The sequence below is a fragment of the uncultured Tenacibaculum sp. genome, from assembly GCF_947502995.1.
Lineage (GTDB): Bacteria > Bacteroidota > Bacteroidia > Flavobacteriales > Flavobacteriaceae > Polaribacter.
The window spans coordinates 255171-277869 of record NZ_CANNBW010000001.1 but is presented as its reverse complement, the minus strand read 5'-3'; the positions used below and the strand labels follow the sequence as shown (position 1 = coordinate 277869).

25 protein-coding genes are annotated in these 22699 nt (G+C 29.6%); 13 read left to right on the top strand and 12 right to left on the bottom strand.

Annotated features, from left to right (window positions below; genetic code table 11):
- Positions 1-53: 53 nt before the first annotated feature.
- Positions 54-731, top strand: a complete 678-nt coding sequence (locus tag Q1A46_RS01240) for a hypothetical protein (RefSeq protein WP_299673165.1) — start codon at positions 54-56, stop codon at positions 729-731.
- A gap of 2 nt (positions 732-733) precedes the next feature.
- Here Q1A46_RS01240 and Q1A46_RS01235 read toward each other — a convergent pair whose 3' ends face one another.
- Positions 734-1201: a CBS domain-containing protein gene (locus Q1A46_RS01235; RefSeq protein WP_299673163.1), complete on the bottom strand. Its 468-nt coding sequence runs from the start codon at positions 1199-1201 to the stop codon at positions 734-736.
- A gap of 104 nt (positions 1202-1305) precedes the next feature.
- On the opposite strand from Q1A46_RS01235, the gene Q1A46_RS01230 reads away from it, so the two are divergent.
- Both Q1A46_RS01230 and Q1A46_RS01225 read left to right on the top strand, forming a co-directional pair.
- Entirely contained in the window at positions 1306-3600 is a 2295-nt protein-coding gene (locus tag Q1A46_RS01230; RefSeq protein ID WP_299673161.1) for a M20/M25/M40 family metallo-hydrolase, read from the top strand.
- A 58-nt stretch (positions 3601-3658) separates the two neighbouring features.
- A complete protein-coding gene (locus Q1A46_RS01225; RefSeq protein ID WP_299673159.1) occupies positions 3659-3940 on the top strand; it encodes a twin-arginine translocase TatA/TatE family subunit in 282 nt (93 codons plus the stop codon).
- A gap of 3 nt (positions 3941-3943) precedes the next feature.
- Here Q1A46_RS01225 and Q1A46_RS01220 read toward each other — a convergent pair whose 3' ends face one another.
- From Q1A46_RS01220 to Q1A46_RS01205, 4 genes are all read right to left on the bottom strand, one after another.
- On the bottom strand, positions 3944-4585 hold the full coding sequence (locus tag Q1A46_RS01220) for an O-methyltransferase (protein ID WP_299673157.1): 642 nt from the start codon (positions 4583-4585) through the stop codon (positions 3944-3946).
- A 103-nt stretch (positions 4586-4688) separates the two neighbouring features.
- Positions 4689-4955 carry a hypothetical protein gene (locus Q1A46_RS01215; RefSeq protein WP_299673155.1) on the bottom strand — a complete coding sequence of 89 codons (267 nt, stop codon included), beginning with the start codon at positions 4953-4955 and terminating at the stop codon, positions 4689-4691.
- Between the two features lie 4 nt (positions 4956-4959).
- Positions 4960-5514 (bottom strand): sigma-70 family RNA polymerase sigma factor, encoded by a 555-nt coding sequence (locus Q1A46_RS01210; protein ID WP_299673153.1) that lies wholly within the window; start codon positions 5512-5514, stop codon positions 4960-4962.
- A gap of 33 nt (positions 5515-5547) precedes the next feature.
- Positions 5548-5979: a nuclear transport factor 2 family protein gene (locus Q1A46_RS01205; protein ID WP_299673151.1), complete on the bottom strand. Its 432-nt coding sequence runs from the start codon at positions 5977-5979 to the stop codon at positions 5548-5550.
- 163 nt (positions 5980-6142) lie between these two features.
- Between Q1A46_RS01205 and panB the strand changes: the two genes are divergently transcribed.
- The 7 genes from panB to Q1A46_RS01170 all read left to right on the top strand — a co-directional run bounded on the left by panB (position 6143) and on the right by Q1A46_RS01170 (position 13049).
- Entirely contained in the window at positions 6143-6961 is an 819-nt protein-coding gene (gene panB, locus Q1A46_RS01200; protein WP_095074588.1) for a 3-methyl-2-oxobutanoate hydroxymethyltransferase, read from the top strand.
- A gap of 9 nt (positions 6962-6970) precedes the next feature.
- Positions 6971-7666 carry a hypothetical protein gene (locus Q1A46_RS01195; RefSeq protein ID WP_299673148.1) on the top strand — a complete coding sequence of 232 codons (696 nt, stop codon included), beginning with the start codon at positions 6971-6973 and terminating at the stop codon, positions 7664-7666.
- Positions 7663-8601 (top strand): 2-hydroxyacid dehydrogenase, encoded by a 939-nt coding sequence (locus tag Q1A46_RS01190; RefSeq protein WP_299673146.1) that lies wholly within the window; start codon positions 7663-7665, stop codon positions 8599-8601. Before Q1A46_RS01195 ends, Q1A46_RS01190 begins: the two co-directional genes overlap by 4 nt.
- 209 nt (positions 8602-8810) lie before the next feature.
- Complete coding sequence (locus Q1A46_RS01185) at positions 8811-10700, top strand: RICIN domain-containing protein (protein WP_299673144.1); 1890 nt, start codon at positions 8811-8813, stop codon at positions 10698-10700.
- A 60-nt stretch (positions 10701-10760) separates the two neighbouring features.
- The gene (locus Q1A46_RS01180) at positions 10761-12146 is read left to right on the top strand and encodes a right-handed parallel beta-helix repeat-containing protein (RefSeq protein WP_299673142.1); all 1386 of its coding nucleotides are present in this window, start codon (positions 10761-10763) and stop codon (positions 12144-12146) included.
- 61 nt (positions 12147-12207) lie between these two features.
- Positions 12208-12663 carry a DUF1801 domain-containing protein gene (locus Q1A46_RS01175; RefSeq protein WP_299673140.1) on the top strand — a complete coding sequence of 152 codons (456 nt, stop codon included), beginning with the start codon at positions 12208-12210 and terminating at the stop codon, positions 12661-12663.
- On the top strand, positions 12660-13049 hold the full coding sequence (locus Q1A46_RS01170) for a VOC family protein (protein ID WP_299617949.1): 390 nt from the start codon (positions 12660-12662) through the stop codon (positions 13047-13049). Before Q1A46_RS01175 ends, Q1A46_RS01170 begins: the two co-directional genes overlap by 4 nt.
- Here Q1A46_RS01170 and Q1A46_RS01165 read toward each other — a convergent pair.
- Entirely contained in the window at positions 13044-14549 is a 1506-nt protein-coding gene (locus Q1A46_RS01165) for a hypothetical protein (protein WP_299673138.1), read from the bottom strand. The two genes, Q1A46_RS01170 and Q1A46_RS01165, sit on opposite strands and share 6 nt — an antisense overlap.
- Positions 14550-14703: 154 nt before the next feature.
- Between Q1A46_RS01165 and yiaA the strand changes: the two genes are divergently transcribed.
- Together yiaA and Q1A46_RS01155 are read left to right on the top strand one after the other, a co-directional pair.
- Positions 14704-15198 (top strand): inner membrane protein YiaA, encoded by a 495-nt coding sequence (gene yiaA, locus Q1A46_RS01160; RefSeq protein ID WP_299673136.1) that lies wholly within the window; start codon positions 14704-14706, stop codon positions 15196-15198.
- 109 nt (positions 15199-15307) lie between these two features.
- Positions 15308-15808: a hypothetical protein gene (locus Q1A46_RS01155; protein ID WP_299673134.1), complete on the top strand. Its 501-nt coding sequence runs from the start codon at positions 15308-15310 to the stop codon at positions 15806-15808.
- Positions 15809-15883: 75 nt separating this feature from the next.
- Here Q1A46_RS01155 and Q1A46_RS01150 read toward each other — a convergent pair whose 3' ends face one another.
- From Q1A46_RS01150 to Q1A46_RS01125, 6 genes are all read right to left on the bottom strand, one after another.
- A complete protein-coding gene (locus Q1A46_RS01150) occupies positions 15884-16753 on the bottom strand; it encodes an OmpA family protein (protein WP_299673132.1) in 870 nt (289 codons plus the stop codon).
- A gap of 118 nt (positions 16754-16871) precedes the next feature.
- Positions 16872-17054: a hypothetical protein gene (locus Q1A46_RS01145; protein ID WP_299673130.1), complete on the bottom strand. Its 183-nt coding sequence runs from the start codon at positions 17052-17054 to the stop codon at positions 16872-16874.
- 108 nt (positions 17055-17162) lie between these two features.
- Complete coding sequence (locus Q1A46_RS01140; RefSeq protein ID WP_299673128.1) at positions 17163-17693, bottom strand: LytTR family DNA-binding domain-containing protein; 531 nt, start codon at positions 17691-17693, stop codon at positions 17163-17165.
- 127 nt (positions 17694-17820) lie between these two features.
- Positions 17821-19626, bottom strand: a complete 1806-nt coding sequence (locus Q1A46_RS01135; protein WP_299673126.1) for a lysophospholipid acyltransferase family protein — start codon at positions 19624-19626, stop codon at positions 17821-17823.
- A 51-nt stretch (positions 19627-19677) separates the two neighbouring features.
- Positions 19678-20931, bottom strand: coding sequence for an aspartate kinase (locus tag Q1A46_RS01130; protein WP_299673124.1), 1254 nt, complete (start codon positions 20929-20931; stop codon positions 19678-19680).
- Positions 20918-21403, bottom strand: a complete 486-nt coding sequence (locus Q1A46_RS01125; RefSeq protein WP_299673122.1) for a GNAT family N-acetyltransferase — start codon at positions 21401-21403, stop codon at positions 20918-20920. Before Q1A46_RS01125 ends, Q1A46_RS01130 begins: the two co-directional genes overlap by 14 nt.
- A 185-nt stretch (positions 21404-21588) precedes the next feature.
- On the opposite strand from Q1A46_RS01125, the gene fbp reads away from it, so the two are divergent.
- Positions 21589-22599 (top strand): class 1 fructose-bisphosphatase, encoded by a 1011-nt coding sequence (gene fbp / locus Q1A46_RS01120; RefSeq protein WP_299673120.1) that lies wholly within the window; start codon positions 21589-21591, stop codon positions 22597-22599.
- Positions 22600-22699: the final 100 nt, after the last annotated feature.

Genomic DNA, 22699 nt, shown 5'->3' with positions numbered 1-22699 from the left:
AAACATGTAACATTTTGATAGTTAGTGCTACTTATAGTTAAAAAATTGATATTATGCATATTCTTTTTATTGTAATTCCTTTAATCATTCTAATCATATTTTTAGTTAACCATTACAGTAACAAAGAAGTTTTAATTAGAAAATTAAAAGAAATACCAAGTTCCTCTGTAAACAATTTAAAAACAAATCAGCTTACTAAAATTACTGGTAAAGCTTTGCATGTGAACGAGCCTTTAATCGCTCCTTTTAGCAAACGTAAGTGTGTATTTTATAGAATTAAAATAGAACAGAAAAAACATAATGGAAATACTCCTACTTGGGTTACTGTAGCCAAAGAAGAAAAAATTGAACCTTTCTTTTTAAACAAAAATGGTGAATTCGTAATGGTTCAACCTTCACAGGATTTAAAGAATTTTAAAGCTCATTTGGTTGTAGACAAAAAACACTCTACTAATACTTTTAATGGTGCATCACCAGAATTTCAAAAACTATTAGATAGATATAACATTAAAAGTAAAGCTTTTTTAGGCTTTAATAAATCTTTACGTTATAGCGAAGCTATTGTAGAAATTGGTGAAGAAATAACGGTTGCTGGAATTGGTAAATGGAAAACTTTAAATGAACCTATTGAAGGTTACACATACTCTAAAATTGCAACACTAGAAAGTAACGATAATCAACAATTGCTGATTACCGATTTACCTAAAGAGCGAATAAATAAAAGAAAGTAATATTATTTCCAAGAGTTACCTTTCATTTTTAAGGCCGCCTTTAATATATCTTTTTGACTTATTTGTCCTACTAATTTTCCGTTTTCTAAAATTGGAAATCGTCTTCTTTTAGAATTTAAAAACTGATTGGCTGCGTCGAAAATATTCATATTTCCATCTATGGTTTCTACTTCCGTAGCCATTGCCTTTTCAACAGTATTATCTTTATCTACTGGCAAATTATAATATCTGCTTTCAGAAATATGTTTAATACAATCTCCTTCAGAAATTATTCCTATTAGTTCGTTCTTTTCATTTACAACAGGACCACCAGAAATTCTATTCGCAACCAATGTAGCTATCACATCTTCTAAAGATTGACTTTTTGAAAATGTAATTAAGTTTTTAGTCATGTAATCAGATACTAAAATTGGTTCAGTTTCTTTCTTGAGCACTGCTGTTCGTTTACCTTGAAAACTCTTTATCCCCATAATTAATTGATTTATAAGATATTAAATATAGTGATTTCCAACTAATTATAAAAATGAGCTTGTTCTATATAATTTTTCTATTTTAGGAATATTAAAGCTTAACCATGAGAACTTCTACCAAATTATTATCGCTACTTATTATTATTACTACCATTTATTGGAGTTTTTCTGATATGTCTCCTAGTTATTCTACGAAGAAAAACGAAAACAATCTTACTGAGTTTTCTATGAAAAATGCTTTAACACATCTTAAAGTTATTTCACAAAAACCTCATAATGTTGGTAGAACAGCGCATAAAGAAGTTCAAAATTACTTAGTTAATGAATTAAAAAAAATTGGTTTACAACCAGAAATTCAAACGAAAACGATATTTAATAATAAGTGGAAAACTGGAACTACAATTGAAAACATTATAGCAAAAGTTAAAGGTAGTTCTAATGGTAAATCACTTGTTTTATTAAGTCATTATGATAGCAATCCTCATTCTTCTATTGGAGCTGCAGATGCTGGTTCTGGAGTTGTTACTATTCTTGAAGGAATTCGTGCTTTCTTAGAAAAAAACCAAAAACCAAAAAACGATATTATCGTTATTTTTTCAGACGCTGAAGAGTTAGGTTTACTTGGAGCAAAAGCATTTGTTAATCATCATCCTTTTGCTAAAAATATTGGATTAGTTTTAAATTTTGAAGCTAGAGGAAGTGGTGGTCCTAGTTATATGTTAATGGAAACCAATGGAAAAAACAGTAAACTTTTAAAAGGTTTTTTAAAGGCTAACCCAAAACATCCTGCTGCAAATTCACTCATGTACAGCGTTTATAAAATGCTACCTAACGACACTGATTTAACCGTGTTTAGAGAAGATGGAAATATCAATGGATTTAACTTTGCTTTTATTGGTGATCACTACGATTATCATACTATACAAGATACTTTTGAACGATTAGATAGAAACTCACTAGCTCATCAAAAAGAATATTTAATGAGCAATTTAAATTATTTTTCTAGTGCAGATTTATCAGATTTTTCTAGTAATGAAGATTATGTATATGTGAATTTTCCTTTTCTAGGATTATTAATATATCCTTTTAGCTGGATTTTTACTATGCTAGTAATCGCTATAGTTTTACTAATTCTGATTATAGGTATTGGAATACGAAAAAGAAGACTTACTTTAAAGGGTATTACTAAAGGTTTTATACCTTTTTTAATCGCTTTTGTTTCTTCTATTGCCATATCAATTGGCTTATGGAAATTATTGCTAATTGTACATCCTCACTACCAAGATATTTTGCATGGTTTTACATATAACGGTTATCAATATATTGCTGCTTTTACATGCTTAACATTATGGATTGTTTTTAAAGTTTACAACCTATTTAAAAACAACAATCCGCTTGATTCTATAGTTGCTCCCATTATTATCTGGATAATTATTAATATTTTGATTTATGTGTATTTAAAAGGAGCAGCTTTTATGATTATTCCTGTTTACTTTGCTTTATTTGGATTAGCAATTTTAATTTTCAGAAAGAAAAGAGCTCCTAAATCAACATTATTTGCAATTTTATCTATACCTACAGTTTATATTTTTAGTCCACTAATTAAAATGTTTCCCGTAGGATTAGGTTTAAAAAACCTATTTATAATTGCTGTTTTTACAGTTTTAGTTTTAGGTTTATTAATTCCGGCTTTTCAAGAGCATAAAAAGAAAAATTTATGGCAATATTTAGTTGGATTTCTTTCTATACTATTCTTTTTACTTGCAACTTTTAATAGCGGATTTTCAAAAGATAAAAAAAGACCTAATAGTTTGGTTTATATTCAAGACTCTGAAGATAAAACTGCTTTTTGGGGAACTTACAATAAAACCTTAGATAATTACACCAAACAAATTTTTGACACTGATTATACAAAAGGAGGAATCCCTAATGCAGAAACAAAAAGTAAATACAACACAAAGTTTAGTTATTATAAAAAAGCAGAATTTAAAGCTATAGCAACTTCAAAAATCGAGATACTTTCAGATACAATTATTGGTAATAGTCGTAATGTGAAATTACAATTGAATCCTAAGAGAAAAGTTAGCAAATATGAAATTTACAACAACAAAGAACTATCTATAAATTATTTAAAAGCTAATTCTGGAGTAATAATAGATCAACCTACCGAATTAAAAAACCAAGCTTTAATGGTTTTTCATATGGCTAATGCAGATGAAAATTTAACTATTGAGATCTCTTTTAATAAAAATCAGAAACCAAGTTTTACTATTAGTGAGATATCTAATGATCTACTAGAACATAAAAAATTCAACTTAAAACCAAGGTCTGAAGAAATGATTCCAATGCCATTTGTTACTAATGATGCTATTATATGCATTACAGATTTTAGTTTTTAACAAAAAACTCATTAGAATTTAAAAAATAGGAAACAGTTTATTAGTTATCTTTGCACCTATGGAAATACCTTTTTTATTCATTGGCGGACCTGAGATCTTTGTAATCATGCTATTTGTTGTGGTTGTTTTTGGTGCTGATAAAATCCCAGAAATTGCTAGAGGATTAGGTAAAGGTATTCGTCAGGTAAAAGATGCAACTAACGATATTAAGCGTGAGATTAATGAAAGCGCTCAAAAACAAGGTATCGATACAGAAATTGTTTCAGATATAAACAAAGAAATCAACGACGTTAAAGATAACCTCGATGATTTAACTGGTCCTATTAAAAGAAACATGTAATTTTTACTTTACTCTACTAATTGTTAATCCATCTCTAATTGGTAACAAAACAGTTTCTACTCTAGTATCTGTAGCCAATAACTTATTGTATTCTAACAACATTTTAGTATCTATATCTTTCGGATTAAGTTCTTCTACAACTTTACCACTCCATAAAACATTATCTGATAAAATTATTCCGCCTTTGTTCATTTTATCTATGATCAGCTCGAAATAATTAGGATAATTAGATTTATCGGCATCAATAAAAACCAAATCAAATTTCTCGTCAATGCTAGGAATTATTTCAATTGCATTTCCTACATATTGTTTTATTTGATCTTTAAATTCAGATTTTTGAAAATACTTGTATTGTAATTCTTCTAACTCTTCATTTTTATCTACTGTATACAATACACCATCCTCAGCCAATCCTTCAGCTAAACATAAGGCAGAATATCCTGTATAAGTTCCTATTTCTAAGATTTTCTTTGGGTTAATTAATTTAGAAATCATACTTAAAACTCTTCCTTGAAAAGCTCCACTAAGCATTCTTGGGTTTAAAATTTTTTGCCAAGTTTCTTTACTTAACTCTTGAAGTAATTGAGGTTCTTTTTCTGAATGCTCAACCACATAATCATCTATTTTTTGAGGTAAAAAATGCATTTTAGTTGTTTTATAAAGTATAAAAAACGGAATCCACACTGATGTAAATTCCGTTCAATCTAACAAAAAATCAAAAAAACGGTTTTATTAAAAACCGAAATCTTTAAGAAGACATTTGCTCCTTTAATTTTTCTTTAAGTAACTCTTTATCGCTATCTGTCATGCAGTGAACTTCACTTTTGCAATCCATTGCTTTTGCTTTAAAAATATCCGTTAGTTTTAAATTTTGTTTGGTATATTTTGCACATTTATGACAAAAAGCGATGTGTAACTGAAGCTTCATTCTTTCTATGAAAGTAGACTCATTGTATTGAGATTTATTACAAATCTCATTAGCTTCTTTACATGTAATTTTAAAAAATTTAAACATCTTTTTATTTATTAAACCAATTTTTCTCCATACAACTCCTCAGTTGAGTTCTAGCTCTATGGATTATTACCCATAAATTGGACGGAGTAATATCTAACTCCTTACAAATTTCTTCAGTTTCAAACTCTTGTATGGTTTTCATTCTAAAAACCATAGCATATTTTTCTGGCAGACTATCAATACAAAGATCTATTTGATTTTTAAGCTCTGCATTTTCTATATTCTTCTCAGCTTCACTATTCCAAGATTGTGGTACTCGTTCTTCTATCCAATTCCCTTCATTCTCTCCATCTTCATAGAAACTCATTCTTACCTCAGCTTGTCCTTTCTTCGAATTGATTTTTCTGTAATAATCAATAATTTTCCTTTTAAGAATAGAAATTAACCACGTTCTTTCTGTCGACTTTCCTTCAAAATTTTTAGCAGAACGTAATCCTGCAAAAAATGTCTCTTGTACAAGGTCTTTAGCTGTATCACTATTATTTACCCTAACTACGGCATAATTATACAAGTAGTCAGAATAGTTATCTATCCATTTATCAGGACTTAAGGTATGCATTTTACTCACTTTATCCACGGGGTCAAATATACATTAATTTTTCTCTAGATTTTGGCTACAGTTTTCTCTTCTCCTCATATCAACCAAATATATAATTTCCCAAGAACCATTATTATTAAATAACTGAAAAGAATTTGCTCCACAATGACTAAACTTATCGTTTAAATAAAACTCATAAGGTGTCCATACCGAAGCTAAATTTCCATCAATTTTTATAGTGAAGGATAGAAGTTTTTCAAAGTAAACATCAGATTTCTTTTTAGAAGCTATTGCTTTTAGTAACTTTTCTTTCGATTCTGTAACTAAAACCTTTTTTCCTTCTTTATTCGTATACGTAGTTTGAACTTTAATGCTTTCATGTAATGTTTTACTTACTAAAGAAGAATCTCCTTTATGTAAACCATCAAAAAACAAATTGACAACTTTTTTAATTTCTTGTTTTTCAGTAGATTCTTGGGAGTTCATAACAATGAAATTAAAAATAAAAAAAACAATAAGAGAAAACTTACGCATGGAATTAATTTATGTAAAACTAACAAAAAAGAAAGTATCAAAATCAAATTAACACAATATTAACGAGTTTGCGGTATTTTGTATATTTTTACCTAATTATTATAACAAATTACACATGTCTGTAGCTAAAAAACAATACAAGAGAGTCACGGTAAAGTCGTTGATCGAAATGAAAAACAACAATGAAAAAATTTCAATGCTTACTGCTTACGATTATACTATGGCCAAAATAGTTGATGGTGCTGGAATTGACGTTATTTTAGTTGGAGATTCTGCCTCTAACGTTATGGCAGGTCATGAAACTACATTACCTATTACTTTAGATCAAATGATTTACCATGCAAGTTCTGTTATTAGAGCTATAGATCGTTGCTTAGTAGTTGTTGACTTACCTTTTGGTACTTACCAAGGAAACTCTAAACAAGCTTTAGATTCTGCCATTCGTATTATGAAAGAAACCGGTGGTCATGCTGTAAAACTTGAAGGTGGTGCAGAAATAGAACAATCAATATCTAGAATATTAACTGCTGGAATTCCTGTAATGGGTCACTTAGGTTTAACTCCACAGTCAATTTATAAATTCGGAACATATACTGTAAGAGCTAAAGAAGAAGCTGAAGCTCAAAAACTAAAAGAAGATGCTAAATTATTAGAAGAATTAGGTTGTTTCGCTTTAGTTTTAGAAAAAGTTCCTGCAAAATTAGCTCAAGAAGTTGCTGAAAGCTTAACTATTCCTGTAATCGGAATTGGTGCTGGTAGTGGTGTAGACGGACAAGTTTTAGTAATGCACGATATGTTAGGAATGACTCATGAGTTTAACCCTCGTTTTTTACGTAGATATTTAGATCTACACACGGAAATGACCAATGCTTTTAAACAATATATTAGTGATGTAAAAAGTGTAGATTTTCCTAATGAAAATGAACAATATTAATTTAATGCTATGAAAAGAAAAAGAATTGTTTTAGTCGTTTACTTGTTGCTATCCAACATCTATATTTTTTGTCAGACAGGATTTATAGAAGTAGAAGTTAGAGACACTATAAAATTAAAAGCCTCTAAACTTGAATATTCAATAGAGATACCACAAAATCAGGATTATATTTATGACAACAATGAAAACAACATTGCTGAAACTAGAAAAAAAATCAAAGAGAAAACTAAACAACAGGTAAAAGAAATAGAACAGTTTCTAAAAAAAGAAAATTATAATTATAGGTTACCTGAAAATGGGTATCTCGTCAATAACAATCCTTTATTTCAAACAAAATCTTTTATTATCACTTTAAAGAATAAAACTGAAATAACTAAAGTTAAAAAGGATTTTGAAAAATTTGACTACGTAAATATTAGTTTTAGAGAAGCCTTTTTTCAATCAGATTCAGAAACCGAAATAGAAAAAAGATTATTTAAAAAACTAATAGAAAAAGCTACTAAAAAAGCATCTATGATAGCTCAATTATCTAATTTAAAACTAGGAAAGATAATAGAATTTAAAGAGATAAAAGAAATTGACAACCTTAATTTTAGCTTCATGGATTTATACATTTTGAGCAAGAAAAATCCTAAAAGTTCAAGTCAAATAATCTATTCTAGTACACAAAAAGCAATAGTTGTAAAATTCGCTGCTAATCAATGAAAATACTCCATTTAGATACCAATCACGATTTAATGATTCAACAATTAATCGAATTAGGTTACGAAAATCATGAAGATTATACTTCTTCTAAAGAAGAAATCGAAGCTAAAATTCATAATTATGATGGTTTTATAATTCGAAGTCGATTTACTATTGACAAACAATTCTTAGATAAAGCAACAAACCTAAAATTCATTGGTCGTGTTGGAGCTGGATTGGAAAATATTGACTGTGATTATGCCATTTCAAAAGGTATTCAACTTATTTCTGCTCCTGAAGGAAATCGAAACGCAGTAGGAGAACATGCATTAGGAATGCTTTTATCTTTATTCAATAAACTAAACAAAGCCGATCAAGAAGTACGCTCAGGAAAATGGCTTCGTGAGGAAAATAGAGGAATAGAACTCGACGGGAAAACAGTTGGGCTTATTGGTTACGGTAACATGGGAAATGCTTTTGCTAAAAAACTTCGTGGTTTTGATGTTGAGGTACTTTGTTACGATATTAAAGATGGAGTTGGTAATGAAAATTGCAAACAAGTTTCTTTACAAGAACTTCAAGAAAAGGCTGATGTATTGAGTTTACATACGCCCCAAACAGAATTGACCATCAATATGGTTAATAAAGAGTTCATTAATAACTTTAAAAAACCGTTCTGGTTAATTAATACAGCAAGAGGAAAATCTGTAGTTACCAAAGATTTAGTTTCCGCTTTAGAAAGTGGTAAAATTTTGGGTGCAGGTTTAGATGTTTTAGAATACGAAAAAAAGTCTTTTGAAAATCTTTTTACTGAAAGTGAAATACCAGAAGCTTTTCAAGATTTAATAGATTCCGACAAAGTATTGCTATCACCACATGTTGCAGGTTGGACTGTTGAAAGCAAGATAAAATTGGCACAAACTATTGTAGATAAGATAAAAAAGTATCATTCTTAAACTTCACTTTTCAATATATTGATATACAGTTATTTTCACAAATAACAAAAAGTAGTTTTACTTACAAAACTGCTATTCTTATGGATCCCCTAAATTAACGCAATTATTAACCTAGGTTATTAATTCTTAATTATTTACTAAAGCTAAACAATAATTAGCTTCAGACTTCGTATACCAATATATCAAATTTTAAACCTCAATTTATTAAAATGAAAACCCCTAAATTTATTTTAGCTACAGCAATAGCTTTGCTGAGCTATAATGCTTATGCACAACCCGCTCCTCCTACAGGAAAAAAATGGAAAAAAATCGAATCTTTATCAGACGAATTCAATAATGGATTTAACACCAATAAGTGGGCAAAAAATATTCCTGGTTGGGAAGGACGAAGACCAGCTCGATTTGAAACAGCCAACGTTTCTGTTTCTGATGGAAATCTAAAATTGGTTGCCAAAACAAAAGCTAATCCTTTTTCTGGATGGACACATGAAGGTGCAGCTGTTCGAAGTGTAAATAAAGCTCCGTATGGCTACTACGAAACTCGTATGAAAGCTAACAAAACTTTTATGTCTTCAACATTTTGGTTAATTAATGAATCAAATTCTGCAACAAGCACTTGTGACAGAAGAGTTACAGAACTTGACGTTGTTGAAGTTGTTGGAATTGACACTAGAAATCCGAATGGAAGTTTCCCAAACACTATGAACTCAAACTCGCACAGTAGACAACCTTGGTGTCCGAATCCTCCGGGTGGACAAACAAGTAATTGTCCGTGGCCTGCAGGATGTAATTATACCAGAGGAACCAAAGGAAACAAAGCTAAAATCGGTGCTCCTTCTTGGAAAGATTACCATACTTATGGAGTTTGGTATAGAAACAAAGATCAAGCTACTTTCTATTTAGATGGAAAAGATGTTGGTACAGTAAATTTACCTTCAGATTTTAATTTGAACATGTTTTTACGTTTTGTTGTTGAAACATACGATTGGAATCCTGCTAAACCTGGAAGTGACGGAATGAACAGACCTTTATCTGAAAGAACTACTTATTATGACTGGGTAAGATCTTACGAACTTGTTGATGATAATAGTCCAATTACTGATAAAGTTAGCTTTAAGAATCCTCAGACAAATGTTACTTCTCAGAAAAACTACACTTTCAATATTAATTACGAAGCAAACGCTTCAAGAGATGTTGTTGTAGAATTTTGGTCAGCAACTAAATGGTTAGGTAGTGAAAAGAAAACTGTAGCTAAAGGAAAAGGCACAACAAACATCACTATAACTTTACCAGGAGCTCCAACATCAGGAAATGGTTACATTTATAAAACTCACATTAGACCTGTAGGAACAACTTGGAGAGAAGCTTTAGACAGAAAGCAGATTAACAATGTAACTGTTTTGCCAGCACAACTTATTGCTAACGGAACTTATTTTTTAACTTCTACAATTTCTAATCAGAGATTATTATCTAGAGGTGCTGAAAATTATAGTGCTCGTATGCACGATCCTGGAAATTGGAACGATCAAAAATGGGAATTTAAGCATCTTGAAAACAACATATACACAATAAAAAACACTGGAAATAATCGATATTTAGAAGTTTCTAACAACGGATGTTTTAATGGAAAAGATGTGAGTACAACCAATCAAGCTTCTTTAGATCATCAAAAATGGACTGTCGTTAAAAACACAAACAATTCGTACAGTTTAAAACCTAATCATTGTTTAAACTCTGCTTTAGATATTGCTGCTGGAGCTATAAATGCAAATGTTCAAATTTGGGGTCACAGTACAACAAATAATAATCAGAAGTGGAAAATTTCACCTACTACATCAAACAGAAATGCATCAGGAACTATTACTATCACTGAAGAAAATTCTAAAATTAAGATTTATCCAAACCCAACAACTGATAAAATTACAGTGAATGGAATTCTTAAAAACGATATTATACGATTGTATGATGTAAACGGAAAAGAACTACTTCAGAAAAAAGCAAATAGCAATACAACTATTTTAAACACTAAAACACTAGCTAAAGGTTTATACTTTATTTCTGTATCTGAAAGATATAAAGCTCAAATCATTAAAAAATAATACTAAAAAAAGGTCGTTTTAATAACGACCTTTTTAAATTAGCTTTAATAAAAACTGAAAATGAAAAAACTAATCCTCACTTTATCGATTTTAACCATTACTTTTTCTTGCTCAAAAGAGCCATCAATTGATGTTGAAACTATAACAGAATTATCTCCTTCCGATCCAAATAATCCGAATCCGTTTAATGGAACTATGGATCCAATTAGTACCGTTCCTTATACTGATATTTCCAACAATACTTATATTATTGAATTGGAACGATGGAATATTAAAAACAACAGATCTAATGCTGTAGAAACTACAGATAATCTTCAAGAAGCTATTGATTGGGCTACAAATGAAGGTTATGGAATTATAAAATTACCTAAAGGACATTATTTAATCGGAAAATACGGAAACGATATTTATCAAGCTGGTATTGAATTACACAGTAATACTGCTTTTTTATTAGATAAAGATGCGATTATAGAAATGGCACCAAACAATAAATGGAATTATTGTGCAATTGCAGTTCGTAACAAAACTAATGTTGTTATTTCTGGTGGAACCATTCTTGGTGATCGTGACAATCATACATATACACCAAGAGCATCGGATGGTAGTCAAGTTCACGATGAAGGACATTTAATTTGTATTGAAGGAAACAGTAAAAACATTACTGTACAAAACACCACTCTTGGTAAAGCAAATGGAGATGGAATTTTACTAGTAGGAAGTCCAAGAAACGAACCTCAAGAATTACAAAACATCCATATTAAAAGAAATCATTTTACAAACAACAGAAGACAAGGTGTTTCTATTGTTGGAGGAAAAAATATTCTAATAGAAGACAATGAAATACATCACACCAACGGAACTTCTCCTCAATTCGGAGTTGACTTAGAAGGTGCTGGGCGATTAAATGAAGATATTACGATCAAAAAGAATTACTTCCATAATAACAGAGGTGGAGATATTGTAAATACAGATGGAAAAAATGTAAAAATTGATAATAATATTCTTACTCAAGGAGAAGACAGTCAATATATAGACGGACCATTAGTGTACTGGAAAAATGCTGACATGGTTGTAACAAATAATAACATTACCATGCGAACTGTTTCTGTAAATAACTGGAACGGAATTATTATGTATTCTAACGATAATCCTAAAACCAATCCGGCTACAACTTTTATTGAAAATAATATTCTTAATAACTGCGGAATGTATATGTACAAAGGAGCTGATTTAGTTATTAAAAACAATTTAATGAATCACGGACATTTAGCTTTTAAAGAAATGACTAATCTTATATTAACCAACAATAAAGTAACTCACGAAAACAGATGTTGGGCGTATCGTTTTTTACAAGTTTCTGGAACAGCTTCTGGAAATACATTAAACGATGAAGATTTTGACATTCCTTTAAGTAATACTCCTTGGGACGGTTGCTGGATTAACTAATTGCAATACTATTTTCTCTTTTTGTATATTAGTTTCAGTATAATTCCAATTTTTATTTAAAATGAAATACGAAGCGAATACTCCACAAGAATATATAGATCAACTTCCGGAAGATCGTCAATCTGTTGTTCAGCAATTACGAGACGTAATTAAAAAACATCTTCCTGAAGGTTTTGAAGAAGGTATTAATTACAATATGATCGGATATTATGTACCGCATTCAATATATCCAGATGGTTATCATTGTGATCCAAAATCACCTTTGCCTTTTATGAATATCGCTTCTCAGAAAAACTCTGTGAATTTATATCATAGTGGAATTTATGCCAATCCAGAAATACATGATTGGTTTGTAAGTGAATACCCGAAGCATTGTAAACGAAAACTCGATATGGGTAAAAGTTGTGTTCGCTTTAAAAAGCTAGATGATATTCCGTATGAATTAATTGGAGAATTATGTAGTAAAATAACAGTTGAAGATTGGATTTCAACATATGAAAAAAATGTAAAGAGATGAAAAAAGGTAAAGTAACAGGAATTGGTGGCGTATTTTTTAAAACTGAAGATGTAAATTCAACTAAAGAATGGTATAAGAAACATTTAGGTTTTAATACTGATGATTGGGGATGTACATTTTGGTGGAAAGATAATGATGGAAATAAAGCATCGACACAATGGAGTCCGTTTAAAAAAGATACCGATCATTTTCTACCTTCAAAAAAAGGATTCATGATCAATTACAGAGTTGAATATTTAGAAGATTTATTGGAACAACTCAAAAATGAAGGTGTAACTATTCTTGGAGAAATTGAAGAATATAGCTATGGTAAATTTGCTTGGATTGTTGATTTAGACGGCAATAAAATTGAACTTTGGGAACCAATTGACGAAGCTTTTTTATAATTCTTGAGCCTGAGCTATTAAATCTAAAGTAACTTCGAAAATTGGTTTATTTACCATTTTACTTTTTAACCATGCATAAAAACTCATCACAAAGATATCTTCTTGTTTGGCTCCAATCCACTCAAAAGAGTTTTCTACAGTTTGAAAGAATTTGTCTGAAGTAATCTCTTTCGGGTTATCATAATAAAGCGCTACATATTTCAAGAAAATCAATACACGCTCCTGACCTACTTCCTTTATATACGTTCCGTACTGTCTTTTAAATCTTGACAATCGATTTTCAAAAACATCAAAATTATCCAACTCAACAAGCAACAATATTTCAATTAAACTCTTTTTAATCACCCATTCTTTCCCAACTTTTTCCAAATACCATTTGTCTGTATGATATAATTTAGATAATAACTTGTACGACTCTTTTATTGCTCCTTTCTGAAAATAAAATACCACCAAACTTAAATGAAGGTCCAATGCTCCAACAACATCTGAATGTTTCTTTTTCAAAATAAACTCTAATCTTTCAACAGCCTCATTTTGATTATTCATATAATTCAAATTCAGCGTATACAATAACTCATATTTTAATCTGAATGTACGTTCATACTTTCGTTTATTCTTTAAAATTTCAGCATCCATAAGCTGCAAAAAACTTAAAGACTTTTCAAACTGTTTGGTTCTAAACAAAGTATTTGCAATCATATACAATACATGAATATGATAAAAACGCTCTTTTTCTTTATTTGGTTTCTCTTTTAAAAACGCATACATATCCAACATAAAAGACTCTACTTCTAAATAATCTTTAGTTATAAATGCAGAAATACTGGCTATAGTTAATAATTGATAAAGCGATTTAAAAGAAAGTGTTTTATTAATATCTATATTTTGATCATGTAAAATTTTTAAAACAATTTTTTGAAAATCAACTACCTCTCCTTTTGCAGAAATCTGATGTAAGATTGCTCTTACTTTTGCATATACAATATTGAGTTCTTCTTCTAACTCTGCTTGTTTTTTATTTCTTCTAAATACTTCAATTAACTCATTTAAATTTTCTTTTTCATTCTCATGTGAAAATTGAATTCTTAAATGATAAATTTCATTCAGATAAGGATATAATTGATATTCTTCAGCAATTTTAGTTGCCTTTTGTAATAATTTAAATCCTAAAGCATATTGTTGCTGTTGTAAAAAAGAACGTGAAACTAAAATGTATTTTATTACGGCTACTTTCTCTGAATTCTCTTCTTCTAAATTTAAAGCTGCTAAATACTCTATTAAAGCTTCATACAATCGTTTTCTAAGTGCATGATACGCATCTTTTTTACCGCCAGAATATAATACTTCACACATTTCTTCTGATGACAGTTCATTTGCATATATCAACTTAAAAAGCTGAATATTTTTCACATCAGTTCTTTTATTTTTTTTACTTAGAAAACTAATAAACCGCGTAGAATCTTCTGTAGAAAACGAAGAAATAATTGCATTTAAACTCATTTTTAATCGTCAGTTTTAAATATAAAAATTCAATAAATATAAGAATTAATTAAATAATTAAAATTTATATATCATCAGTTTTAATGAAATTTAGTTTTCTATACTTCTTGATCACTTCTCATCTTTGTAGTGTAATTATTTAAAATAAATTATTATGGATTATCAAACAACAATTACAAACAAAGACGCTACAAACAAAAAAGAAAAAGGAAAAGAAATTAAAATTTACGATCAAAAGCCAACAAGTGCTTTTGTAGGTGCATCTTGGGCATCTTTATTTGTGGGAACAATTGCTTTTTGTATCGGTTTATGGAATGCCGATATGTTATTAAATGAAAAAGGATACTACTTTACTATTTTGTTATTCGGACTATTCTCTGTAATCTCCGTTCAGAAAGCTGTGAGAGATAAACTAGAAGGAATAGAAGTAACCAACATGTATTACAGTATAAGTTGGGCAACTACAATTATCTCTATACTTCTTTTAATTATAGGACTATGGAATGCCGAATTAGAATTAAGTGAAAAAGGGTTTTACGCAATATCATTTATGTTAAGTATTTATGCTGCAATTGCCGTTCAAAAAAACACAAGAGACATTGCTTTTATCGAAAGAAATCAAAAGAACAATCAGAAAGATTTGTTTTGATAGTTCGATTAGTTACATAGCTGATCAAAAAACCCAGCAACATAATTTTGCTGGGTTTTCTTTTTATTTTTTTTAAATTTGAGAAGTAACTCACTTTAAATCAATAAAAATGTCTGAAGAGAATAAGAATTTAGAAGATCAAGCAAACGAAGCAACAGAAAACATTGAAAACACTACTGAAGAAACAACCAACGAAACCAAAGAATCTGCTAAAGAAGCATTTAATAAAGCAGCAGATAAGGCAACAGAATTAGCTGGGGAAGCCAAAGAAGCTTTTAATGATGCTGCAGAAAAAGCTGGTGAATATGCAAAGGTTGCTGAAGAAAAAATTTCTGAGTTTGCTGGTGATGCTAGTGAAAAACTTGCTGATTTAGCCGACGATGCTAAAGAAGCTCTTGATGGGGCAAAAGAAAAAGTGAATGAAATGCTAGCAAGTGAAGAAGTACAAAAAATGAAAGCAAAAGCTAATGAATTAGCTGGCGATGCTAAAGAGGCTTTAGATGACGCTGCAGAAAAAGCTGCGGATTTAGCAGAAGATGCTGTTGAAGAATTAAGAGAAGTAAAAGGTAAAGCAAAAAATCTATTCCAAAGATTATTTGGAAAAAAGTAATAAAAACAAAAAAACTAATCCTTTTACAAGGATTAGTTTTTACAAAGTCTAGGGATTATCCAAGTTGAATTACTACTAAGGAGTAATTGTTTCTTCTTGAGCTAACAATCCGAAGAATTTATCTAAATTCGGTAAAATAACAATTCTTGTTCTACGGTTTCTTGCTCTATTCTTAGCTGTAGAATTATCTACTAAAGGCACTGAACTTCCTCTTCCAGCAGCAATTAGCCTATTTGAATCTACATTATATTTTTTCTCTAGTAAACGAACTATAGAAGTCGCTCTTTTCACACTTAAATCCCAGTTATCTTGAATCACTGCATTGTTGATTGATCTAGAGTCTGTATGTCCTTCAATCATAACGTCCATACTTGGCTCTGAGTTAATTACATTTGCTAACTGTTCAATAAGTTTATATGCTTTTTTCTTTACTCTATAACTTGCTGTATTGAATAATAATTCATCAGAAACAGAAATCATAACAACTGTTTGATCAATATCAACATTAATATCTTCAGAATTTTCTAATTCAGAAGTATTAATTGATTTCTTTAAGTTATATGCGATAGCCACATCCATAGAATCTTTTAATGTTTTAGCATTTGCTAACTCTGCAGGATCTACTTTAGCTAAAGTTTCTCTCATTTTCTTTTTCATAGAATTAGACATTACAGCAGTTTTACCCACCATATCTAATTTTACATTATTCTCTTCTTTTAATGAAGAGTTATAGTTCTTCAGTGAATTGATTTTTTCATTATAATTATCAACTCGCTTTTCAATTTTTGCAAATTTTGCTTCTAGCTCTTTCTTCTCGAAAGCAGTTTTTTGAAGATTTCCTTTAGTATCTTCATACTGTTTTTGTAATTCTACATATTTCTTCTTAGAAACGCATGATGTAAATGCTAATGTAGAAACACTTAGGAGGATTATAGCTTTTCTCATTATTAAAATTTAAATTGGTTGTTACTTTAACGGAAGCTTTTACCAAATATTATATAAATAAAAAATGCCACTCTTTTTTAGAGTGACATTTACATCTTATGTAAAGTGAAGACTTATGTTATTGGCAAGGTCCTAAACTTAATACAACACCTCCTGCACAAAATCCTTTTAAACTCCCGCCAATACAGGCGATTAAAGCTCTTCCACCTGATGGACAATTTTGAGTTAAAACACCTCCATTAACTTTTCTTTGCTCTTGCTTTTCTAGTACTTTCCCTAAATTTAAAATTGTTTTTCTCATTATAATTATATTTTAAAAATTCACTTAAACTTACCTGAAAAACAACTCTTTAGAACATAACTTATGATAAGCGTAAGTATACACAGGATAAAGCTTCTTATTTAGAGTTTAAGCGTACTTATTAATAAAACTCATTAACTTAGTTTTATTTCTGGCAGACACTATTATTCTCTCATTATTATCTAAAATAACAGCTTCTTTTTTATACACTTTTTTCACTGATCTCATATTTACCAGTATTGATCTATTAACTCTAAAGAATCCTTGATCTCTTAATAATTCTTCATAATATTTTAAAGATTTAGAAACGATATACTCTTTTTTATCATTAGTATAAAAAATTGTATAGTTTCCACTGGCTTCACATTTTGCAATATTATTTACTCGTATACTCACATACGATTCATTTACGTGAATAAAAAGTTTATCTATTGTATTGTTTTTTCTCACGCTTGAAAGTGAAGAAAAACCACATTTAGACAAGACTTGTTCTAAAAAATCATTTAGATTAATTTTTACTGAAGAGTTAAATACCCCGAAATCTAACTTAACTTCATTTAAAGTGAAACTTGAAGAAGGCGTTAAGGTACTTTTTAAATCATCGTCTTCATTTACAGCAATAGCACTTAATTTTTTCATCATTTTTATAGTTTGAACGTAACTTCATATTTGAAGGTTCTTATTTACATTACGTTCCTAACAATGATAAAATGTTACTATTAGCTGTAATTACGACAATAAATTAAAGGTAAAAAATACCTTCAATTTATTTATTTAAATTTTCTAGAGCTTTACGTTCTAACTCAGCTTGAAATTCCTCTAGAACAGGTTTTACAGTACTTTCTGGTAAATCTGCAACTTTAATATACATCAATCCATCAATAGCATTATTAAATTTAGGATCTACATTAAATGCAACTAATCGAGCATTTTGTTTGATGTATTTTTTAATTAAAACAGGAATTCTTAATGCTCCTGGTTCAACTTCATCTATAATTTTATCAAACTTATTCATGTCTGATTGTGTTGCATCAAAAACAAAATCTTTATCTCCATCCTTTAGTTTTACTTTAAACTCTTTTTTCGGATGAATATATTGAGCCACATATGGATCGTAATAGTGAGATTTCATGAATTCAATCATTAATGATTTAGAAAAATCTGAAAACTGATTACTAATACTTACTCCTCCCATTAAATACTTGTACTTAGGATAACGTAAAGTTACGTGAACAATTCCTTTCCAAAGTAAAAATAATGGCATTGGTCTTTGTTGATATTCTTTTGTAATAAAAGCTCTACCCATTTCGATGGTATTTTCCATCATTGGATGCAACTCTGGCTCTATTTTAAATAATGTTTGAATATAAAAACCATTTATACCGTAACGCTTATAAATATCTTTTCCTAATCCCATTCTGTAAGCTCCAACAACTTTTTTTGCAGTGTTATCCCACAATAATAAATGGTGATAATATTTATCGAACTTATCTAAATCTAACGGATTATTTGTTCCTTCTCCTACTTCTCTAAATGTAATTTCGCGTAAACGTCCTATCTCATGTAAAATATTAGGTATCTCTTTTGTATCAGTAAAAAACACTTCGTAATTTTTACTAATTAATAAACGTTTACCATGATCTCTTAAACTATCGACTTCTTTTACGAATAACTCTGGATTTCTTTGATTACTAATCTTCTTTGCTTTCTTCGGAAGTTTTAGTTTTTGTGTAGAAATTAACCTTTGATTTGTTTCAAAAGGATTTGCTAACATGTAAGTTTTCTTTCTTAAAAACTCATAGAAAGCTGGTATTTCTTTATAAGTATCCTGATCTTTAACAGAAATAGGCTTACCAATTCTTACCTTAATTACTCTCTTTTTTTGTGATAATAATTCAGATGGAAGTTTAGCTGTTCTTAACGTATCACTAATTTTAGATAAGAAGTAAAATAAGCGACTGTTTTTAGCGTGGAAATAAATAGGAATTACAGGAACTTTAGCTTTCTTAATTAACTTAACTGCTCCTTGTTCCCATTCTTTATCTACCATTAACTTACCTTCTTTGTAAGTTGAAACTTCACCAGCTGGAAATATACCTAAAGGTTTACCTTCTCGTAAATGTAATAGGGCATTTTTAATACCAGCAACACTAGATTTAGCATCCTTATGATCTTCAAAAGGATTTACTGGCATTACATAAGGCTTTAATGGATCTATCCTATGTAACAAGAAGTTAGCAATAATTTTATAATCTGGCCTGTGTTCTACTAATAAACGTAACAATAAAATTCCATCGATACCTCCTAAAGGATGATTAGAGATTGTAATAAACGGTCCTTCTTTAGGAATACGTTTAAAATCATCTTCTGGTATTTCAAACTCTATTTGAAATTCATCTAATAATCCTTTTAAAAATGGAAGATCATTTAAATGTTTATGTTTATTATATACTTTATTTGCGGTTGATATGCGCAAAACTTTCATTAATAACCAGCCAATAAACGTACCTACAAAACCTAGTTTATCAACTTTTATTGCTTTTGCGACTTCTTTAGATGTAACTAAACCCATATTAAGTTTGATGTTATCGTAAGTGGCAAATATAGGAGAAAAATACTTTGGTTATGCTTTTTCTTGAATTACTAACTGCGCTGTTTCTGTATTAATTTGTCTTATAATTGCTTTTCCTTTTGCTCTAATACTATTAATTGCTTCATCATCAAAATGTCGTATCGTATATAACGTAACATCTCGATAGGATTTAATTGTATAGAAAGATTTTAATTCATCATAAAAAGCATCAAACATATTAAACTTGTCTTCAATACAAACTGAAAAGCTTATCGCAGAATTCTGAATTAAATTTACTTTTAACTTACAATCGTGTAGCTTTTTAAAGACATCACTAATATTATCTTCTACCATAAATGAAAAATCTTTAGCAGAAATAGAAACTAATATTTGATTCTTCTTTACAATATAACAAGGAACTTCAGGAGTTATTCCTTCTGTTTTTAAAACTGTTGTTCCTTCTCTATCTAAATCATCGAAAGAACGAACATATAACGGAATTTGTTTTTGTTCTAACGGTTGAATTGTTTTCGGGTGTATTACAGAAGCTCCGTAAAATGCCATCTCAATAGCCTCAGTATAAGAGATTTTTCTTAAAAGTTCTGTCTCACTAAAAACTCTCGGATCTGCATTTAAAACTCCTGGTACATCTTTCCATATAGTTACGCTGTCTGCTTCTAAACAATATGCAAAAATACCTGCTGTATAATCTGAACCTTCTCTACCTAAAGTTGTTGTATATTCTCCATCATTTCCTAAGAAACCTTGAGTGATATTTAATTTTGTAGTATCTACTTTATCTTTTATTATAGTTTCTGTAAGTTCCCAATTCACCTTAGCATCTCTATAATTATTATCTGTTTTTATATACTCGCGAACATCTAACCATTGATTTTCCACACCAATTTTTGTTAAATAAGCACTTACTATTGTTGTTGATAATATTTCTCCAAAACCAACAATTTGATCGTATATATAATTATAATCTTCAGACGTATTAATAGCCATTCTACCAGCTAATTCACCAAATAAGTACATTACTTTAGTATACACTTCGTCACCTTTATCGAAAAGACCATCTAACATTTCAGTATGAAAATCTTTTATGGCTTCCAGTGCAGGCTTTACATCATCTGTACTTTCTGTATATGCTTTAATTAAACGCTCAAAGGCATTTGTCATTTTTCCCATTGCAGAAATTACCACTAAAGTATTTTCTGTTCCTTCATGTTGTAATACACGTACAACATTCTTCACTGCATCAGGACTTTTTACTGATGCTCCTCCAAACTTAAAAATTCTCATTTATAAATCTTTCTAAATTTTGTTCATTCATTTGAGCAACGTCCCAATCTCTTAAAACTTTTGCTCCACTTTTTTCATAAAAATCAATTGCATTTGTATTCCAATCTAATACTTCCCAAGCTACGCGTTTATACCCATTATCTGAGGCATATTTCATAATTGACTTATACAATTCTTTTCCAGCTCCAATTCCTCTTTTAGATGCTGTTACCATTAAATCTTCTAAATGAATTGCTTTACCTTTCCATGTAGAATATCTTTCGTAAAATAATGCCATACCTATAATAGCACCATTAGTTTCTTCAGCAACAAAAGTGTTAAATCTTGGATTCTCTGAAAAACCATCTTTTATTAAATCTTCAACAGTAATTTCTACCGCATCTGGTTCTTTTTCAAAAACAGCTAACTCAACAATTAAATTATGAATTGCTTGAACGTCTTCTTTTTTTCCTTTACGAATAGTAAAACTCATGTTTAAAATTTTTAGGCAAAAATAGTTTTTATAACACCTTGTTGAAAAAAATAACAAATTACAACACATACAATTGTTTTGTTGATTTTTCCACTTTAACAATTCCTGTAAAATACTAAACTAAAACGTTGTAGTTATAAAACAAAGTTATCATCTTTGTAAATAGATAAAACAGTGTACTCTTTATGGCTAAAAAAAATCAGACCCTCGGCGAATTTATCATTGAAAATCAAGCTTCTTTTAAATATACCTCAGGTGAATTATCTCGTTTAATTAACTCCATTCGTTTAGCAGCAAAAGTTGTGAATCATGAAGTTAATAAAGCAGGACTTGTAGATATTATTGGTGCTGCTGGTGAAACTAATATTCAAGGAGAAGATCAGCAAAAACTTGATGTTTATGCAAACGATAAATTTATTCAAACATTAACTAACAGAAATATTGTTTGTGGAATTGCCAGTGAAGAGGAAGATGATTTTATTATTGTTAACAGTCAAGATGAGAATCATCAAAACAAATATGTTGTATTAATAGATCCATTAGATGGTTCTTCTAATATTGATGTAAATGTTTCGGTTGGTACAATTTTTTCTGTGTATAGAAGAGTTACTCCTGTAGGAACTCCTGTAAAACTAGAAGATTTCTTACAAAAAGGTAGTGAACAAGTTGCTGCCGGTTATGTGGTTTATGGTACTTCAACAATGTTAGTATATACAACTGGAGATGGTGTAAATGGTTTCACTTTAAATCCAGCTATAGGTACATTTTATTTATCACATCCGAACATTCAGTTTCCTGAAGATGGAAAAATTTACTCTGTAAACGAAGGAAATTATATTCATTTCCCTATTGGTGTAAAAAAGTATATAAAATACTGTCAAGAAGAAGAAGGTGACAGACCATATACAAGTAGGTATATCGGATCTTTAGTTTCTGATTTCCATAGAAATATGATTAAAGGCGGAATATATATGTATCCGAAAAGTTCTAAAAACTCTAATGGTAAACTTCGTTTATTATATGAATGTAATCCGATGGCATTTTTAGCGGAACAAGCTAAAGGAAAAGCAAGTGATGGGTTTAATAGAATTATGGAAGTTCAACCAACAGAGCTACATCAAAGAATTCCTTTTTTCTGTGGAAGTAAAAATATGGTAGAGAAAGCTGAGGAATTTATGAGAGAATATTCTGAATAATAATCGTTTATTATTACTATAATTTTATCTTATTACTATATAAGAATCAAATAGGACTAACTATTGTTAGTCCTATTTTTTTATGGTAACTTCGTATTAG

Coding starts and splice junctions, on each gene's coding strand:
- Q1A46_RS01240 (WP_299673165.1), top strand. CDS start 54: ATGCATATTCTTTTTATTGTAATTCCTTTAATCATTCTAATCATATTT.
- Q1A46_RS01235 (WP_299673163.1), bottom strand. CDS start 1,201: ATGGGGATAAAGAGTTTTCAAGGTAAACGAACAGCAGTGCTCAAGAAA.
- Q1A46_RS01230 (WP_299673161.1), top strand. CDS start 1,306: ATGAGAACTTCTACCAAATTATTATCGCTACTTATTATTATTACTACC.
- Q1A46_RS01225 (WP_299673159.1), top strand. CDS start 3,659: ATGGAAATACCTTTTTTATTCATTGGCGGACCTGAGATCTTTGTAATC.
- Q1A46_RS01220 (WP_299673157.1), bottom strand. CDS start 4,585: ATGCATTTTTTACCTCAAAAAATAGATGATTATGTGGTTGAGCATTCA.
- Q1A46_RS01215 (WP_299673155.1), bottom strand. CDS start 4,955: ATGTTTAAATTTTTTAAAATTACATGTAAAGAAGCTAATGAGATTTGT.
- Q1A46_RS01210 (WP_299673153.1), bottom strand. CDS start 5,514: ATGCATACCTTAAGTCCTGATAAATGGATAGATAACTATTCTGACTAC.
- Q1A46_RS01205 (WP_299673151.1), bottom strand. CDS start 5,979: ATGAACTCCCAAGAATCTACTGAAAAACAAGAAATTAAAAAAGTTGTC.
- panB (WP_095074588.1), top strand. CDS start 6,143: ATGTCTGTAGCTAAAAAACAATACAAGAGAGTCACGGTAAAGTCGTTG.
- Q1A46_RS01195 (WP_299673148.1), top strand. CDS start 6,971: ATGAAAAGAAAAAGAATTGTTTTAGTCGTTTACTTGTTGCTATCCAAC.
- Q1A46_RS01190 (WP_299673146.1), top strand. CDS start 7,663: ATGAAAATACTCCATTTAGATACCAATCACGATTTAATGATTCAACAA.
- Q1A46_RS01185 (WP_299673144.1), top strand. CDS start 8,811: ATGAAAACCCCTAAATTTATTTTAGCTACAGCAATAGCTTTGCTGAGC.
- Q1A46_RS01180 (WP_299673142.1), top strand. CDS start 10,761: ATGAAAAAACTAATCCTCACTTTATCGATTTTAACCATTACTTTTTCT.
- Q1A46_RS01175 (WP_299673140.1), top strand. CDS start 12,208: ATGAAATACGAAGCGAATACTCCACAAGAATATATAGATCAACTTCCG.
- Q1A46_RS01170 (WP_299617949.1), top strand. CDS start 12,660: ATGAAAAAAGGTAAAGTAACAGGAATTGGTGGCGTATTTTTTAAAACT.
- Q1A46_RS01165 (WP_299673138.1), bottom strand. CDS start 14,549: ATGAGTTTAAATGCAATTATTTCTTCGTTTTCTACAGAAGATTCTACG.
- yiaA (WP_299673136.1), top strand. CDS start 14,704: ATGGATTATCAAACAACAATTACAAACAAAGACGCTACAAACAAAAAA.
- Q1A46_RS01155 (WP_299673134.1), top strand. CDS start 15,308: ATGTCTGAAGAGAATAAGAATTTAGAAGATCAAGCAAACGAAGCAACA.
- Q1A46_RS01150 (WP_299673132.1), bottom strand. CDS start 16,753: ATGAGAAAAGCTATAATCCTCCTAAGTGTTTCTACATTAGCATTTACA.
- Q1A46_RS01145 (WP_299673130.1), bottom strand. CDS start 17,054: ATGAGAAAAACAATTTTAAATTTAGGGAAAGTACTAGAAAAGCAAGAG.
- Q1A46_RS01140 (WP_299673128.1), bottom strand. CDS start 17,693: ATGAAAAAATTAAGTGCTATTGCTGTAAATGAAGACGATGATTTAAAA.
- Q1A46_RS01135 (WP_299673126.1), bottom strand. CDS start 19,626: ATGGGTTTAGTTACATCTAAAGAAGTCGCAAAAGCAATAAAAGTTGAT.
- Q1A46_RS01130 (WP_299673124.1), bottom strand. CDS start 20,931: ATGAGAATTTTTAAGTTTGGAGGAGCATCAGTAAAAAGTCCTGATGCA.
- Q1A46_RS01125 (WP_299673122.1), bottom strand. CDS start 21,403: ATGAGTTTTACTATTCGTAAAGGAAAAAAAGAAGACGTTCAAGCAATT.
- fbp (WP_299673120.1), top strand. CDS start 21,589: ATGGCTAAAAAAAATCAGACCCTCGGCGAATTTATCATTGAAAATCAA.